We start from the raw sequence: 15,656 nt of genomic DNA, 5'->3' as shown, positions 1-15,656 counted from the left end.
TAAGGTTAGGGTGAGGGGCAGCCATTTGCGCCACTGCCCGCTTTCCTGAAATTACCTTAGATTTACTGCGTGCCGCCGCCGGTCAGGATCTGCAGTGCCGGCGACTGCTGGGTGGCGTTCTGGACGTCGTACATCGCGGTGAACCGCCGCAGCAGCTTGTCGACCTTCTTCGGATCCTGGAGATCCTCGAGCTTGACGAAGCGGTTGATGAGATCGGCCTGCTTGGTGACGTCCATGCCCGAAATCTGCGACGGCAGGCTGTAGGCCGTGGTGATGACCTGATAGAGCGCCTTGTCGCCGAGGATCGAATAGATCGAGGTGATGCTCGGGGCCTTGCGGCTGAAATAGAGCGCCAGGCGAACGCCGTCGTTGGATTCGCCCTCCTGGGTTTCCATCGTCTGCTGGACATAGAGCTCCTGGGTGTGCTCCTCGGCCGCCTTGTTCTGGATGGTGCCCATCTTGGCACGGGTCAGATTGCCGTCCTTGTCGAAGTTGAAGGCGGCGACGATGTCCTTGAAACGAGCATCGGCGGTGGCGTTGAGATAGCTCTTCTTGTCGTCGGGATCGGAGGTGAAGATCTTCTTCAGCGTCGCCTTGTCGTAATCCTTCGGGTCAAGATTGTTCGCTTTCAGCACCAGGTCGGTCAGGCGGCTGTCGTCGAGGAAATCGTCGAGCGACTTCACCTTCGCCATGCCCTTGGCGAAATAGTCGACCTCAGCCGTCGCGTCCTTCGCCGCCTTGTCCTTCACCGGACCGTCCTTCATCAGCATGGTGATATGCGATCTGTAGTCGGTGGCGTATTTGGCCATGGTCGCGTCGGGCAGTGCCTGGAAGGGTGATGCCGCCTTGCCGTCGGGGCCAAAATTGAAGGCGCGGGCAAGGTTGGTGATGCGTTCATCCTTGAGCGAGGCGACATAGCCATTCGGGTCGTAGGCATCGCTCGTCAGGATCTTGCGCATCATCGAGCGCGAGACCTCCTGGTCGGTCAGACCGAAGGCCTGCAGCGCCACGTGGAAGAGATCCGGCAGGTTGTCGTTGCCCTTGCTGAAATCGGCCGACGAATTGCTGCGCAGGAAATCATTGACGCTGGTGACGTCGGAGAAATTCAGCAGGCTGCTGCTGTCGGCCATAAGCTTCTGGTAGTTGGATAGGACCTCGTCGATCGCCTCGTCGCGTTCGTCGTCGTAGCGCGCCGCATAATTGTCGTTGGTGGTCTGTGCCTGATCGGCCGTCTGGGCCGAGGTGGCGACAGGAAGCGAGCCGTCGGCAGCGAAATTGAAGTCGGCATTGAGATCGGCATGGCCGGCTGCGGCAGCGGCCGTCGCATCGGTCAGGATGCTCTTCAGATCGGCGTCCGAAATATTGAACGGCAGATTGTAGGTGCTCTTCAGGAAATTGGTAATGGCGCTGTCGGCAAGCAACTCATCGACATTGCTGATCGTCGACATCCTGGCGGAATAATCATCCGTGCGCGCCGAGGCGGCAAATTTCGTGCTGCTGATCTGGGACGCCGTCTGCGCAGCCATGCCGTCCTCGAGCGTGCCGTCCGCCTTGAAATTGAAGGCGGCGGCAACGTCGGCATAGGTGCCGGTGCCGCTCTGATCGGTCAGGATAGCGCGAAGAGCGACATCGTTGACCGTCGACGGGATGCCGTAGGCGTTGCGCACGAAATTGTTCAGCTTCTGGTCGGTCAGCAACTGGTCGACGTTCGAGATGCCGGCGATGGTCGACTGGTAGTAGACTGCCGCATTGTCGGCCTTGCTGGTGGTGCTGGCGCTTTGCGTCGCCGTCTGCGAGGCGTAAAGGGTCGCGATCGAACCGTCCGATTTGAAATTGAAGAGGTCGTGAACGTCGCTGTAGCCCTGGGCGCTGGCAGCCGTGCGGTCGACGAGGAAAGTCCTCAACGTCGCGTCGGAGACGCTGTCTGCGATCTGCATGCTGTTTCTGAGATAGCTGACCGAAACCGCATCCGACATGATGTCGTCGACATTGGTGACGCTGCCGATCATGCTGTTGAAGTGCGCTGCATTCGCCGCCGACTTGTCGGTGGTCGATTTCCGCTGCGCCGCAGTCTGGATCACGGAACCGTTGATTGAGCCGTCCGCCTGGAAGTTGAAGTCGGCATTGAGATCGGCATGGCCCTGGGCCGCGGCATAGGTGGAATCGGTCAGGATGTTCTTCAGGTCGGCATTGCTGAAACTCGTGCCGAGACCGTAGGCATCCTTGATGTAGCGCGCCAGCACACTATCGGCCAGCAGGGCGTCGACATTGGTGATGCTGCTCGACTGCGATGTGACGGAATAATAGTTGGTCGTGCTCGATGCGGCCGCCTTCAGATTGTTTGACTGATCGACCGACTGGACGCGCGCCGTGCTCGAGGCCGACCCGTCAGCCTTGAAGTTGAAAGCATTGTAGACATTGGTAAAGCCCATCAGCTGTGCATAACTGGGATCGGTCAGCACCGTGCGCAGCGCGGCCGCGGTGAAGTCGGCGCCCATGCTGTAGGCCGTCGTGATGTAGGAAGTCAGGCGCTTGTCGGCGACCAGATCGTCGACATTGGTGATCGTGCCGATCTTCGCCGTGTAATATGCCTTGTTGTAGTCCGCCGCCGTCTGACCGACGTAATAGACGTCCGAGCCGACCGAATTGTCGATGATGACGGATTGGGAATTCAGGGTGTAGGACTCGATGACCGAGGCCTTTTGCGCGGCGGTCTGCGCCGTGCCGTTGACGGTGCCGTCGGCATTGAAGCTGAACTGGGCGGCAAGCGCCTTGTACTTGTCGCCGCCTTGGGTGTTGACGACGCTCGTGGGGTCGCTGAGATCGCTCGTCAGCACCTGCCGCAGAAAAGTCGTCGACGCGTAGGTCGGATCGATGTTGAAGGTCTTCAGCACATAGGTGCGCAGCCGGGTGTTGTTAACAAGGTCGTCGACGCTCTGCACGCTATCGATATTGTTGCTGTAATAGGTGCTCTCGGCGGCCGCGGCCCTGTCGGCATCGATGAAGGACTGCTTGTAGAGGCCGATCAGGTCGTCTTCCTGTGCGTCCGTCTGCACATCCTTGGCCGGCGCGTTGAAATTGAAGGCGGCGGCGAACTCGCGGTAACGCGTATCGGAAAGCTTGTTGGCGTAGCTGTCGGGGTCGGTGAGATCGCTTTCGAGCACCTTCTTCATGAAGGCCTTGGCATAGGTCATGTCCTCGAGACCATAGGCCTTCATCGCATAGCTGTAGAGCTTGTAGTCGCCGAGGAAGTCGTCGACGTTTTCGACCTTGTTGATATGGTCGGCGTAGTACTGAGCATCCTTCTTGACCGTCGCCTGCGACGCAACCTTGTTGAGGCTGGACGTCATATCCCGCGACAGGATCGTATATGCGAGGGAAGCCGAGATCATGAAAAGCGCCCTTTTCACCCAAAATTTCTAAAAGAACGACGAACTGCTGGTGAGCACATTTTGCCATGGAAAGCTTACCTGAGGCTTACCTCTGGATGCATCGTTTCAGGACATCGCACCGTTCACCTTCCGGAAACCTTGCCGGATTCGGTTTTGATAACCATCAGAGGAGGCAAAGTTTTCTTAACCGCAATTTTTAAGCTGTACGGAAGGGCGGGTGCCTATTGTCGGCCATAGAGGACGAAAAGTCCCAAGGAGAAGACCGGAAATCGGCTCTCAGGTAAGACAAGGGTAGAATGAAATGAACAATCCCGTTATGAAGCCCGCTTGGGCTGGCACGACGTTACGCCTCGATCCGTCCCGCTTTCCCCAGCAGGTCAGCTATGCCATCCATGATTGTTCGGATGACGTCAGTATCACGATAGACGAACGCGGCGCGGTCCTGCGCAAGGTCCTGCCCTCCAGCGGCCTGCCGCTCTCGATTGCGCTGCCAAAGCGCGTCTTCCAAGGTGTCGCCGCCCGCGCCATCGACCATGGCGACGGCGAAGTCACCGTGACGCTCGAGCTTCACCACGCCGATCCGGAGCTCTGCATTCCGCTGCTCGTCGCCCATGATCTCAGCGACATCGCCGCCGACTGGCGCAACTGGTCCGAAGCCTTCCGCATCCCGATGCTGATGGTCGAAGCCGACGGCGTCGCGCGTCCGCTCGAAGAGCATATCGGCGCCTTGCGCACCAGCGACATCAAGCCCCGCCGCCGTCATTCCTACTTCGCCAATCGCCGCCCGCGCTTCCTCGTGCGCCGCACCACCGGCCGGCTGGGTGTCGCGATGAAGATCGAAGGTAAGGAAATCATCGCCCGCAACTGAACAAAAACGCGACAATTCCATTCGGGAACGTCGCTTCGGAACCATTTTGAAACCCGGCGCCCGCGCCGGGTTTATCGTTTCATGCATCGTCCCATTCAGGGAATGGCGAAGAGCAGCGAGACGAAGAGGCCGAAGAAGATGATCAGGCCGACGCGGTTGTTCGATTTGAAGAGCGCCAGGCATTGGGCGGCATCGTCGATATCGAGCCGGACGATCTGCCAGGCGAACATGCCGGCGGCGCCGAGCAAAGCCAGAAACGCGATGAGATTGGCGTCGGCGAGCAGAAAAGCGATGAACATCAGCACCAGCGTCAGCCCATAAAGGCCGATCAGCCATTGCCGCGTCCTGTCGCCGAACAGCCGCGCGGTGGAGCGGACGCCGATCAGCTCGTCATCCTCCTTATCCTGATGCGCATAGATCGTGTCGTAACCGATCGTCCAGGCGACGGAGGCGGCATAAAGCAGGACGGCAGCGAAGGAGAGACCGCCGAAAATGCCGGCCCAGCCCATCAATGCGCCCCAGGAAAAGGCAAGTCCCAGGTAGAATTGCGGCCAGTCGGTGAAACGTTTGGCGAAGGGATAAAGCGCCACGATGCCGAGCGAGAGCACGCCGAGAAAAACGGTAAACCAGTTGAACTGCAAGAGCACGAAGAGGCCGACCAGCGCCTGCAGGCCGATGAAGATCTTCGCCCGGCGGCGGGTGACGCGGCCGGAGGGGAGCGGACGCGACCGCGTGCGCGCCACTTCCATGTCGATCTCGTGGTCGACGAGATCATTATAGGTGCAGCCGGCGCCGCGCATGGCGACCGCGCCGATGAAATAGAGAAACAGGTGAGACACCAGCACGCTGCCGGAGTAGATCCCCTCGCCGATCGCCGCATTGGCGGCAAGGGTCGCCGACCAGAAGCACGGCCACATCAAGAGCTGCCAGCCGATCGGGCGATCCCAGCGCGCAAGCTGCGCATAGGGCCAGAGCCATGCCGGCAGGATCCGGTAGACCCAGTTATCGGAAGGTGCGTCGGAAACGCGGTCGTGGAAGTCGCCAGTATCGTGCATGCCGCTCATCTAGCGGCGGGCCGCCGATCCGGTCAAGAAGCGATCATTGCGCTGCTGCTCGCCATTCCCTCGACCGGAATCGATCCGGGGGTGAAATTATGCGGCGATTCAAAGCGTTACGGCGTCGTTGCGCGCCTGAACGACGCGCAGTGCCGTCCCTCACTGCAGAGAGAAATTGAACTTGTAGGTCGCTGAAACGCCGATCAGCAGCTGGTTCTTCGAGCCGCGTTCGCGCACGAGGCTGCTGTCGGCGGCGGGACCGGCCAGCCGCTTGTATTCGAGGAAGGAACTTGCCTGGAGGTTTTCCGTCGCCTTCCAGGTGAGCGCCGTGCCGGCGCCATAGGACTGGATGCCCGACGAGGGCTTATAGGGATCAAGCCCGCTTGCCGCCGCCTGCCTGGCGTTGACGCCGTAATAGGCGTCGTAATAGCCGCTGGTGGCGAAGGTCGCGCGCGGGCCGCCTGATAGCTGCAGGTCGGGCGCGATATCGGTGAAGGCATCGACGGCGAGATCGGCGACGACGCCGTCATGCGCGCGGATGCCCTGACGGACTTCGGCACGGGCGCGCAGGAAATCGGTCGGGTAGACTTCGACAAAACCACCGGCTTCGGCGCCCCATTTGACCTTCTTCATGCCCTTCAGCTCGTTGCCGTCGCCGTCATCGCGCGACGGGACGAACCTGCCGACGATACCGGCGCGGAAGGCGCCCTTGTCGATGAGGGCGAAGGAAGGATTGTCGTTGCGCGAGGAAAAGCGCGGCCCGGCGCCCTGGCGGCCGACCGAGATCAGCGGGCTGAATTTGAATTCATTATGCGACGAGCCTTCGAATTTCGGCGCGGAGAAGCCGGCAACGCCGACGCTCAGATACCAGTCGCCGGACCAGAAGTGCTGGCCGCTTTCCTGCGCGGCTGCCGAACCATAAGAAAAAAGGGCAATGGCCAAAGAGATCGATACGACTGATCGATGAAACACGTCCGCACTCCAGAAAACGCAAAACAAAAGCCGCGGAGGCGGCGCTCACTCCATTTATCCGGGTCTCGTTACCCCAATGTTAACCACGGCAACGAGGGAGGCGATCGTACACTAGCGCTGGTTCCAGCGGCGGATGACCGGTTCCGTCAGGTCGTGCTCATAGCCGAGCACGCTGATGCTGGTCGTATCGAGAGAGAAATACGCCCCGCCTTCCGGCGGCAGGCCGAGCCAGCGTGCGGCGAGCACGCGCAGGAAATGCGAGCTCGAGAAGATCAGGATGGTGCTTGCCGCTTCGCGAAGCGCATGGATGACGGCGTCTGCGCGGGCGCCGACATCGGCGGCGAATTCGCCATTCGGGCAACCGTCGCGAAACAGTTGCCAGCCGGGGCGGTCGGCAAGGATCGCCTTGGTCGTGATGCCTTCATAGGCGCCGTAGTCCCATTCGGCGAGTTCCTCCTTGATCACCGCGCCCGAGCCGAATCCGGCGAGCATGCAGGTCTTGCGGGCCCGCGCGGACGGGCTCGACCAGACGGCGGAGAAGGAGAGGCCCGCCAGCCGGCCGGCGAGTTTGCGGGCAGCCTCCTCGCCATTCGCCGTCAGGGGAATATCGCTGCGTCCGGTATGGCGCCCGGACAGGCTCCATTCGGTTTCACCGTGGCGGACCAGGTAGATCTCGGGAAACGCACTGCTCATCCGCACGTCCTTTCATGATAGCCGGTCCCTCGACGAAGGTCCTGCGGGCCACGGCACTTCGGGATCAGAACGCCACCTTCTCAAGCGGCGCACGCCTCGCCTCGAATTCCTTCAGCTTGGCCTCGTTGCGCGCGATGTAACTGCGGTTGTCGGGAACGGCGAACTGGTTCTTGGCGAGCTGGATCTGCAGAATGAAGAGCTCGTCCCAGCGGAAACCCATTTCGGAACCCGCCAGGTAGAATTCCCACATGCGGAAGAACTGCTCGTCGTAAAGCGCCACCGCTTCGGCCTTGCGCGCCACGAAACGCTCGCGCCAATGGCGCAGCGTATAGGCATAATGCATCGGCAGGATTTCGATATCCTTGACCAGCAGCCCGGCCTTTTCGAGCGGCGGCACCACCTCGCCGACCGAAGGGATGTAGCCGCCCGGGAAGATATATTTCTCGATGAAGGCATTGGTGCCGAAGCTCGGCTTCGGGCGGGCGATCGAATGCAGCACCATGACGCCGTTATCGTCGAGGAGATCTGATACCTTGCGGAAGAAATTGCCGTAATTGCCGATGCCGACATGTTCGAACATGCCGACCGAGACGATGCGGTCGAACTTCCTGCCCGTCATGGTGCGGTAGTCCTGCAGCTCGAAACGCACGCGATCGGAAAGACCGCGCTTTTCGGCGCGGGCGCGCGAGACCTTGAGCTGTTCTTCGCTCAGCGTAATGCCGGTGAAATCGGCGCCTTCGGTCGCCTCCGTCAGATACATGCCCATGCCGCCCCAGCCGGAGCCGATCTCCAGGATGCGCTGGTTCGGTTCAAGCAGAAGCTTGGCGGCGATATGGCGTTTCTTGGCGAGTTGCGCCTCGTCGAGACCGATGCCGGGCGGTTCGAAATAGGCGCAGGAATATTGCCAGTCCTCGTCGAGGAAAAGATCGAAGAGCTTGGCCGACAGGTCGTAGTGATGGGCGACGTTGTGCTTGTTGCGATTGACCGGCACGCGGCTCTTCAGCTGCTGCCAGGCGATGCGGCCGAGGAGCAGTGCCGCCATCTTGAAATCGAAGATTTCGTTGGTGGTGTTCTGTTTCACCAGCGACAGGAAATCGTAGATGTTGCCCTGTTCGAGAATGAACCGGCCTTGCATGTACATTTCGCCGAGCTTCATGGTCGGGTCGCGCCGGATGGCGTCCTCGGCCTCCTGATCGGCAAGACGGGCGACAACGGTTTCACCCGTGCCGTCGCCGATAGTGTGGGTCTCGCCATTGGCAAGGGTAAGCTTCAATGAACCCTTGCGGATGATTTGCTGGACGATCGAAAGGAAAGCCGACGCCATGGACGCCTCGCAAATGTGACAGGATGGTCACATCAACTTAGTAGCTCTCTTTCGCCTTACAAGCGCCGGATTTAGCACTCCGTTCACAACGCTGCCAAACTGTTGCATTTTTGCCGAAACACCGGCTAAACCCTTATTTTCTCTTCATGGCTTCGGCAAGCGCCGCGCCGAAGGCGCCCTGGCTCTCCGGCTTGGCAGGCGCCGGCCGGCGCTCGTTCTGCGGCCGGGAGCCCTGGTTGCCGCGAGAATCACCACGCGGCGGCGGTGCGGCAGAACCGTCATCGCGTTTCATCGACAGAGCGATGCGCTTGCGCTTCGCGTCGACTTCGACGACCCGCACCTTGACGACATCGCCCGCCTTGACGACCTCGTGGGGATCCTTGACGAAGCGATCGGCAAGCTGGGACACATGCACCAGACCATCCTGGTGCACGCCGATATCGACGAAGGCGCCGAAGGCGGCGACATTGGTCACCGTGCCTTCCAGCACCATGCCGGGCTTCAGGTCGGAAATTTCGTTGACGCCCTCGGCAAAGGTCGCGGTCTTGAAGCTCGGACGAGGGTCGCGGCCGGGTTTTTCCAGCTCGGCGATGATGTCTTTGACCGTCGGCAGACCGAATTTCTCATCGATGAACTGGCGCGGATCGACCGATTTCAACACGGCGCTGTCGCCCATCAGCGCACGCAGGTCGCGGCCACAGGCGGCGACGATCTTCTTGGCGACGCCATAGGCCTCCGGGTGCACCGAGGAGGAATCAAGCGGCTCCTTGCCGTTGGGAATGCGCAGGAAACCGGCGCATTGCTCGAAGGTGCGGCCGCCGAGGCGGGCGACCTTCAGGAGATCCTTTCGCGTCTCGAAACGGCCTTCGCTGTCGCGGTGGCGAACGATGGCATCGGCGATCGACGGGCCGAGGCCGGAAACGCGCGACAGCAGCGGTGCAGACGCGGTGTTGAGATCGACACCGACGGCGTTCACCGCATCTTCCACCACGGCATCGAGCGAACGTGACAGCTTCTGCTGGTCGACGTCGTGCTGATACTGGCCGACGCCGATCGACTTCGGCTCGATCTTGACGAGTTCGGCCAGCGGATCCTGCAGGCGCCGCGCGATGGAGACGGCGCCGCGCAGCGACACGTCGAGATCGGGAAACTCGGCCGCTGCGGTCGCCGAGGCGGAATAGACCGAGGCGCCGGCTTCCGAGACTATGACCTTGGTCGGCTTCGGCGCCGGCAACTCGGCCAGCATATCGGCCACCAGCTTTTCCGTTTCGCGGCTGCCGGTGCCGTTGCCGATCGAGATCAGTTCGACATTGTGCTTGCGGATCAGCGATGCGAGCTCGACCTGAGCGCCGCGCACGTCGTTCCTCGGCTGGAAGGGATAGACGGTCGATGTCGCCACCACCTTGCCGGTGCCGTCGACGACGGCGACCTTGACGCCGGTGCGGATGCCGGGATCGAGGCCCATGGTCGCGCGCGAGCCGGCGGGTGCTGCCAAAAGCAGATCCTTGAGATTGCGGGCGAAGACATGGATCGCCTCCTCTTCGGCCCTTTCGCGCAATTCGCGCATCAGGTCGAGCGACAGCGACATGGAGAGCTTGACGCGCCAGGTCCAGCTTGCGACCTCCATCAGCCAGCGATCGCCGGGGCGGCTCGCACCGATCTCATAGGCGGCCGCGATCATGCGTTCGACCGGCTTGTTCGGAGAAGCGGTCTCGGCGTCGGCCTCGATCGTCAGCGTCAGCACCTCCTCGTTCCAGCCGCGCAGCATGGCGAGCGCGCGGTGTCCCGGCGCGGTCGCCCAGCGTTCGGAATGGTCGAAATAATCGGAAAACTTCTCGCCGGACGCCTGCTTGCCGTCGACGACCCTGGCCTTCAGCAGCGAGGCCTGGCGCATGTGGGCACGCAATCTGCCGAGCAGGTCGGCATTTTCGGCAATGCCTTCGGCGATGATGTCGCGCGCGCCTTCAAGCGCCGTCTTCACATCCGCCACGTCTGCTGTGAGGAAGCCTTCGGCCAGGACCGCCGGTTCCCTGGTGCGCTCAGTGAGGATTGCCTCGGCAAGCGGGCCGAGGCCGCGTTCGCGGGCGATTTCGGCGCGAGTACGGCGCTTCGGCTTATAGGGCAGATAGAGATCCTCGAGCTCGGCCTTGGTTACGGCGCCTGAGACCTTGGCCATCAGCTCGTCGGTCATCTTGCCCTGGCCGGTGATCGATTCGACGATCGCGTCGCGCCGGGCTTCGAGTTCGCGCAGATAGACCAGCCGCTCGGCGAGATTGCGCAGCTGCGTATCGTCGAGCCCGCCCGTCACTTCCTTGCGGTAGCGGGCGATGAAGGGCACGGTGGCGCCTTCGTCGAGCAGCTCGATGGCGGCTTTGGCCTGGTCGGGCCGGGCGTTGATTTCGGCGGAGATGCGGGCTGCGAGGAAACGGAGGTCTGCGGCCATGGGGTTCCTGGGATTTCCTGTTTCGACTGAGGTGGCGGGACCATAGCGGCGAAAAGCGGCAAGGCAATGTTGGAGTTATCAGGCAGACGCCGATCCACAGGATAAGCATGCCGGAAAGACGGCGATTTTGCGGTTGTGCAGATGCGCCATTCTTTGCTAGCAGAAGCAACGTTTTGACCCGGCGCCCACGCCATCCCTCCCCGGTCGCGGGAGGCAAGGAAATTCGACATGCCAAACCTTCTTCTCGAACTCCGCTCCGAAGAGATTCCGGCCCGCATGCAGCGCAAGGCTGCCGGCGACCTGAAGAAGCTCGTCACCGATGCGCTTGTCGAAGCGGGCCTGTCCTATGAGGGCGCGCGCGAATACTGGACGCCGCGGCGACTGGCGCTCGACATTCACGGCCTGACGGCGCGCTCGGCCGATGTGCGCGAGGAGCGCAAGGGACCGCGCACCGACGCCAACGAGAAGGCGATCGAAGGTTTTCTGCGCGGCGCCGGCCTTTCCTCGGTCTCCGAGGCGCAGGTGGTGAGCGATCCGAAGAAGGGCGATTTCTACGTCGCGGTCATCTCCAGGCCCGGCCGCGCGACCGAAGAGATCGTCACCGATATCATGCCCGGCATCATCCGCGATTTTCCCTGGCCGAAATCGATGCGCTGGGGCAAGGCTTCCTCCAAGCCCGGCGCGCTGCGCTGGGTGCGGCCGCTGCAATCGATCGTCTGCACCTTCGGCCCGGAGCATGAAGAAACCACCGTCATCCCCTTCGAGATCGACGGCATCACCGCTTCCAACATCACCTATGGCCATCGTTTCCATGCGCCCGAGGCGATCACCGTCCGGCGCTTCGACGATTATGCGGCGCACCTGGAAAAGGCCAAGGTCATCCTCGATGCCGAACGCCGCAAGGACATCATCCTGCACGACGCCCGCGACATCGCCTTTGCCAACGGGCTGGAGCTGGTGGAAGACGAAGGCCTGCTGGAGGAAGTCTCCGGCCTCGTCGAATGGCCGCAGGTGCTGATGGGCAGCTTCGAGGAGGATTATCTCTCGATCCCCTCGGAAATCATCCGGCTGACGATCAAGACCAACCAGAAGTGTTTTGTCACCCGCAAACAGGGTGAAGAGACGCTTTCTAACAAGTTCATCCTCGTCTCCAATATCCAGGCAAGCGACGGCGGCAAGGAAATCGTCCACGGCAACGGCAAGGTCGTGCGGGCCCGGCTTTCGGATGCGCTGCATTTCTGGAAACGCGATCAGGGCAACCTGCCGGATCTCGAGACGCTCACAGCTTCGGCGGCAAAGTTCGGCCTCGACATCAAGAAGCCGCTCGACCAGCGCATGGCCAAGCTCGATGCGCTTGACGTGACCTTCCATGCCAAGCTCGGCACACAGGGCGCGCGTGTCGCCCGCATCCGTGCGCTCGCCAAGCAATTGGCCGACATCACCGGCGCCGACCCGGCTCTCGTCGATCGCGCCGCCGTGCTGGCCAAGGCCGATCTGCGCACCGAAGCCGTCGGCGAATTCCCGGAACTGCAGGGCTTGATGGGCCGCAAATATGCGGCGCTGCAGGGCGAGGATGCCTCCGTTGCCGCAGCGATCGAGGACCATTACAAGCCGCAGGGTCCGTCGGACCGCTTGCCGGAGGACAGAGTGGCGATCACGGTCGCGCTTGCCGACAAGCTCGATACGCTGATCGGCTTCTGGGCGATCGATGAAAAGCCGACCGGTTCGAAGGACCCGTTCGCGCTGCGGCGGGCGGCCCTCGGCGTCGTCAGGATCCTCTTGGAGCGAAGGATCCGCCTGCCGCTGCTGGCGACGACGAAGGATATCGATCTCCTCTCCTTCTTCCACGACCGTCTCAAGGTCTATCTGCGCGATCAGGGCGCCCGTCACGATCTCATCGATGCCGTGCTGACTTCAGATGCCGACGACCTGTTGATGGTTGCGCGCCGCGTCGAAGCGCTGACGGCCTTCATCACCTCGGAAGACGGCAAGAACCTGCTTGCCGGCACCAAGCGCGCGACGCAGTTGCTCGCCGCCGAGGAAAAGAAGGGCACTGTGATTGCCGATGGCGTGTCGCCGGCGCTTCTGACGCTCGATGCCGAGAAAGAGCTGTTCGCCGCAATATCAGGCGCCTCGAAGGATGCCTCGGACGCGGTCGCCCGGGAAGATTTCCGCTCGGCGATGGAAGCGCTTTCCAAGCTGCGTGGCCCGGTCGACCGCTTCTTCGAAGACGTGCTCGTCAACGACGAGGACGCCGCCATCCGCGCCAACCGTCTCGCCCTGCTGCGGTTGATCCGCGAGGCGACCGGAACGGTTGCGGATTTCTCGAAGATTTCGGGGTGATGTTCTGCTTCGGCCGGATGGCGTTGCCGCCATTACGGCGCTATTCAAGCAGACATGCAAAGCAAGATTCTCGTCAGCGCCTGTCTCATGGGGCACGCCGTCCGCTATGACGGGCGGGCGAAGCCGTTGCTTCATCCGGTGATCGAGACATGGCGGGCCGAGGGCCGGCTGGTGACGATCTGTCCGGAGATCTCGGCGGGCATGACGGTGCCGCGGTCGCCGGCGGAGATCGCAGAGGCCGCAACCGGCGAAGAGGTGCTGGCCGGCAAGGCGCGGGTTGTCGAACTGACGGGCGCCGATGTGACGGAAGAGTTCCTGCTGGCGGCAGAAAATGCCGTGGCGCTCGCCAGGCAGGCCGGCTGCCGTTATGCGCTGCTCATCGACGGCAGTCCGTCCTGCGGATCCGGTTTCATCTATGACGGCACCTTTTCCGGCCGCAAGCAGGCCGGCAACGGCGTGACGGCGGCAGCGCTGAAAGCTGAAGGGATCGAGGTGTTTTCCGATCGGGAGATCGAACGGCTGATCGAACGTATCGCGCAATGAGCTTCAAACGGCACGGCCGCCGGAGAACCGACGGCCGCTAAGAATTTGGCGATGAAAAGGCCTGTTGCCTCCGCGCCGTTTAAGCGGCGCGGCGACCTTGATGCATGGCCGGTGCAGCGCTTTCGACACTGACGCGGAAGCCGCGGATGAGGTCGATCAGCTCGTCGGTGTCGCTGGCGAGCGTCTCGGCCGATGCCGTGGTCTCTTCGGCCATGGCGGCATTCTGTTGGGTGGCGGCATCGAGTTGGTTCATCGACGACGAGATCGAGCGCAGCGTCGTGTCCTGTTCGGAAGCGCTGTGGGCGATCTTGGCGACGATCTCGTTGGCGGCCTTGATCTGGTCTGAGATGCGCTTTAGCGCCTCGCCGGCCTCGCCGACCAGACGGACGCCATGGTCGACCTGGCTGGAGGAGCGGGCGATCTGGTCCTTGATCTCTTTGGCGGCCGCGGCGGAACGCTGGGCAAGTTCGCGCACTTCCTGGGCGACGACCGCAAAACCCTTGCCGGATTCACCGGCACGCGCGGCCTCGACGCCGGCATTAAGCGCCAAGAGGTTGGTCTGGAAGGCGATCTCGTCGATGACGCCGATGATCTTGGTAATCTCCGACGACGACTTCTCGATGCCGCTCATCGCTTCGATCGCCTGGGTGACGATCGCATCGCTATGGTTGGCTTCGGTGCTGACCGAGTGGACCCGCTTGCTCGCCTCATGGGCGCCATCGGCCGTCTGACGGACGGCAACGGTGAGTTCGTCGAGGGCCGCGGAGGTTTCTTCCAGGCTGGCCGCCTGGCGCTCGGTGCGCTGCGACAGCTCGTTGGAGGCGCGGCGGATCTCTTCCTTGCTGGTGCCGATATCGGTGCCCTTGGCGCTGACCTTGGCCATGGCGGCTTCGAGATGCGACAACGCATCGTTGAAGTTGTCGCGCAGAGCGGCGTATTTCTGGCCGAGATCGGCGCAGCGCACGGTGAGGTCGCCACGGGCGATCATCTCCAGCGCCTGGCCGATGGTCGCCACCACACGCGCCTGGAGCGCTGCCTCATCCTGCTGCTGGCGCTGATTGTTCTCGCGCTCGCTTTCCAGCGCCAGCTGCTGGGCCGCCTCGCGATCCGACATCGCATGGCGCTCCCTGATCTTTTCCTGCAGCGACTGCGTCGCCTTGGCCATCATGCCGACTTCATTGTTCATGCCGATATGCGGGATGGCGATGGAAACGTCCTCTTCGGCGACGGCCTTCAGGGCGGCATGGACGTTGTTGAGAGGTCCCGATATGCCGCGGATGACGAGGTAGGCGGCCGCCATGGCGAGGAAGAACAGAACGATGCTGCCGGAGAGCGCGGTCAGGATCGTGCTGTTTATCTGCGCATCGAGATCGTCCATGTAGACGCCGGTGACGACGACGATCTTCCAGGGTTCGAAGGCCTGTCCATAGGCGGTCTTGCGATAATCGCCGACGGGTTGGCCCGGTTTGACCGTGGAATAATATTCGACGAGACCGCCGCCCTGCTGCCCGAGCTTGACCAGCTCATCGCGATAGAGCTTGCCCTTGCTGTCCGGCTGGCCCTTGTTGATCTGCCCGACTTTCGACGCATCGTAGTGGAACACCATCTGGACGTCGTAGCTATAACCGAAAAAATAGCCGTCCGGATCGTATTTCATCCCGTTGACGGTGGCATAGGCCTGCTTCTGGGCCTCCTCCAGCGTCATTTCGCCCGCGGTTACCTTGGCCTGGTAAAGCTTGAGAACGGAGACCGCCGACTGAACCTCGGCGCGGAGCATGTCATAGCGCTCCTTGTAGATCGCATCGACCGAAGAGCGGATCTGCAGGGAGGTGGCGATCGCAAAGGCGATCATCAGGCCGACGACCAGCAATATGAGCTGCTTCGATATCTTCAAATTTTTCATGACGCCTCGCAACGGGAATGAATGGCTGCATTCCGGTGCGGTTTTCTACCGCCTGTGCGAGCGCGCCGAAAAAGAGAGCGCGTCTACCGCTGCTAAAACAAACATGCTGCGACCGGGTAA

The 15,656-nt window shown here is 61.9% G+C and carries 10 protein-coding genes; 3 read left to right on the top strand and 7 right to left on the bottom strand.

Annotated features, from left to right (window positions below; all coding sequences use genetic code 11):
- Positions 1-62 precede the first annotated feature (62 nt).
- Entirely contained in the window at positions 63-3,392 is a 3,330-nt protein-coding gene (locus tag FHT79_RS23700) for a DUF1217 domain-containing protein (RefSeq protein WP_183904244.1), read from the bottom strand.
- Between the two features lie 301 nt (positions 3,393-3,693).
- Here FHT79_RS23700 and FHT79_RS23695 point away from each other — a divergent pair, with 301 nt between their 5' ends.
- Positions 3,694-4,260: a DUF6101 family protein gene (locus FHT79_RS23695; RefSeq protein ID WP_028756683.1), complete on the top strand. Its 567-nt coding sequence runs from the start codon at positions 3,694-3,696 to the stop codon at positions 4,258-4,260.
- A 95-nt stretch (positions 4,261-4,355) separates the two neighbouring features.
- On the opposite strand, the gene ubiA is transcribed toward FHT79_RS23695, so the two are convergent.
- From ubiA to FHT79_RS23670, 5 genes are all read right to left on the bottom strand, one after another.
- Positions 4,356-5,315, bottom strand: a complete 960-nt coding sequence (gene ubiA / locus FHT79_RS23690) for a 4-hydroxybenzoate octaprenyltransferase (protein ID WP_028756697.1) — start codon at positions 5,313-5,315, stop codon at positions 4,356-4,358.
- A 159-nt stretch (positions 5,316-5,474) separates the two neighbouring features.
- Positions 5,475-6,287, bottom strand: a complete 813-nt coding sequence (locus tag FHT79_RS23685; protein ID WP_097595278.1) for a MipA/OmpV family protein — start codon at positions 6,285-6,287, stop codon at positions 5,475-5,477.
- A gap of 111 nt (positions 6,288-6,398) precedes the next feature.
- Positions 6,399-6,980, bottom strand: coding sequence for a histidine phosphatase family protein (locus tag FHT79_RS23680; RefSeq protein WP_028756695.1), 582 nt, complete (start codon positions 6,978-6,980; stop codon positions 6,399-6,401).
- 64 nt (positions 6,981-7,044) lie between these two features.
- Positions 7,045-8,304 (bottom strand): cyclopropane-fatty-acyl-phospholipid synthase family protein, encoded by a 1,260-nt coding sequence (locus tag FHT79_RS23675; RefSeq protein WP_028756694.1) that lies wholly within the window; start codon positions 8,302-8,304, stop codon positions 7,045-7,047.
- A gap of 133 nt (positions 8,305-8,437) precedes the next feature.
- Positions 8,438-10,747, bottom strand: coding sequence for a Tex family protein (locus FHT79_RS23670; RefSeq protein ID WP_183904243.1), 2,310 nt, complete (start codon positions 10,745-10,747; stop codon positions 8,438-8,440).
- A 228-nt stretch (positions 10,748-10,975) separates the two neighbouring features.
- Between FHT79_RS23670 and glyS the strand changes: the two genes are divergently transcribed.
- Positions 10,976-13,090, top strand: a complete 2,115-nt coding sequence (gene glyS / locus FHT79_RS23665; RefSeq protein ID WP_183904242.1) for a glycine--tRNA ligase subunit beta — start codon at positions 10,976-10,978, stop codon at positions 13,088-13,090.
- 54 nt (positions 13,091-13,144) lie between these two features.
- Entirely contained in the window at positions 13,145-13,633 is a 489-nt protein-coding gene (locus FHT79_RS23660) for a DUF523 domain-containing protein (protein ID WP_183904241.1), read from the top strand.
- Between the two features lie 79 nt (positions 13,634-13,712).
- Here the strand turns inward: FHT79_RS23660 and FHT79_RS23655 are convergent, their stop codons facing one another.
- On the bottom strand, positions 13,713-15,536 hold the full coding sequence (locus FHT79_RS23655) for a methyl-accepting chemotaxis protein (RefSeq protein ID WP_028756690.1): 1,824 nt from the start codon (positions 15,534-15,536) through the stop codon (positions 13,713-13,715).
- Between the last annotated feature and the right edge of the window lie 120 nt (positions 15,537-15,656).

The sequence above is a fragment of the Rhizobium sp. BK212 genome (genome assembly GCF_014197475.1).
Classification (GTDB): domain Bacteria; phylum Pseudomonadota; class Alphaproteobacteria; order Rhizobiales; family Rhizobiaceae; genus Rhizobium; species Rhizobium anhuiense.
The sequence above is the reverse complement of the archived record's forward strand: the minus strand, read 5'-3'. Positions and strand labels throughout refer to the sequence as shown.

What these genes read in the sequence shown, in the direction of transcription:
- FHT79_RS23700 (WP_183904244.1), bottom strand. Translation starts at nt 3,392, where the DNA reads ATGATCTCGGCTTCCCTCGCATATACGATCCTGTCGCGGGATATGACG.
- FHT79_RS23695 (WP_028756683.1), top strand. Translation starts at nt 3,694, where the DNA reads ATGAACAATCCCGTTATGAAGCCCGCTTGGGCTGGCACGACGTTACGC.
- ubiA (WP_028756697.1), bottom strand. Translation starts at nt 5,315, where the DNA reads ATGCACGATACTGGCGACTTCCACGACCGCGTTTCCGACGCACCTTCC.
- FHT79_RS23680 (WP_028756695.1), bottom strand. Translation starts at nt 6,980, where the DNA reads ATGAGCAGTGCGTTTCCCGAGATCTACCTGGTCCGCCACGGTGAAACC.
- FHT79_RS23675 (WP_028756694.1), bottom strand. Translation starts at nt 8,304, where the DNA reads ATGGCGTCGGCTTTCCTTTCGATCGTCCAGCAAATCATCCGCAAGGGT.
- FHT79_RS23670 (WP_183904243.1), bottom strand. Translation starts at nt 10,747, where the DNA reads ATGGCCGCAGACCTCCGTTTCCTCGCAGCCCGCATCTCCGCCGAAATC.
- glyS (WP_183904242.1), top strand. Translation starts at nt 10,976, where the DNA reads ATGCCAAACCTTCTTCTCGAACTCCGCTCCGAAGAGATTCCGGCCCGC.
- FHT79_RS23660 (WP_183904241.1), top strand. Translation starts at nt 13,145, where the DNA reads ATGCAAAGCAAGATTCTCGTCAGCGCCTGTCTCATGGGGCACGCCGTC.
- FHT79_RS23655 (WP_028756690.1), bottom strand. Translation starts at nt 15,536, where the DNA reads ATGAAAAATTTGAAGATATCGAAGCAGCTCATATTGCTGGTCGTCGGC.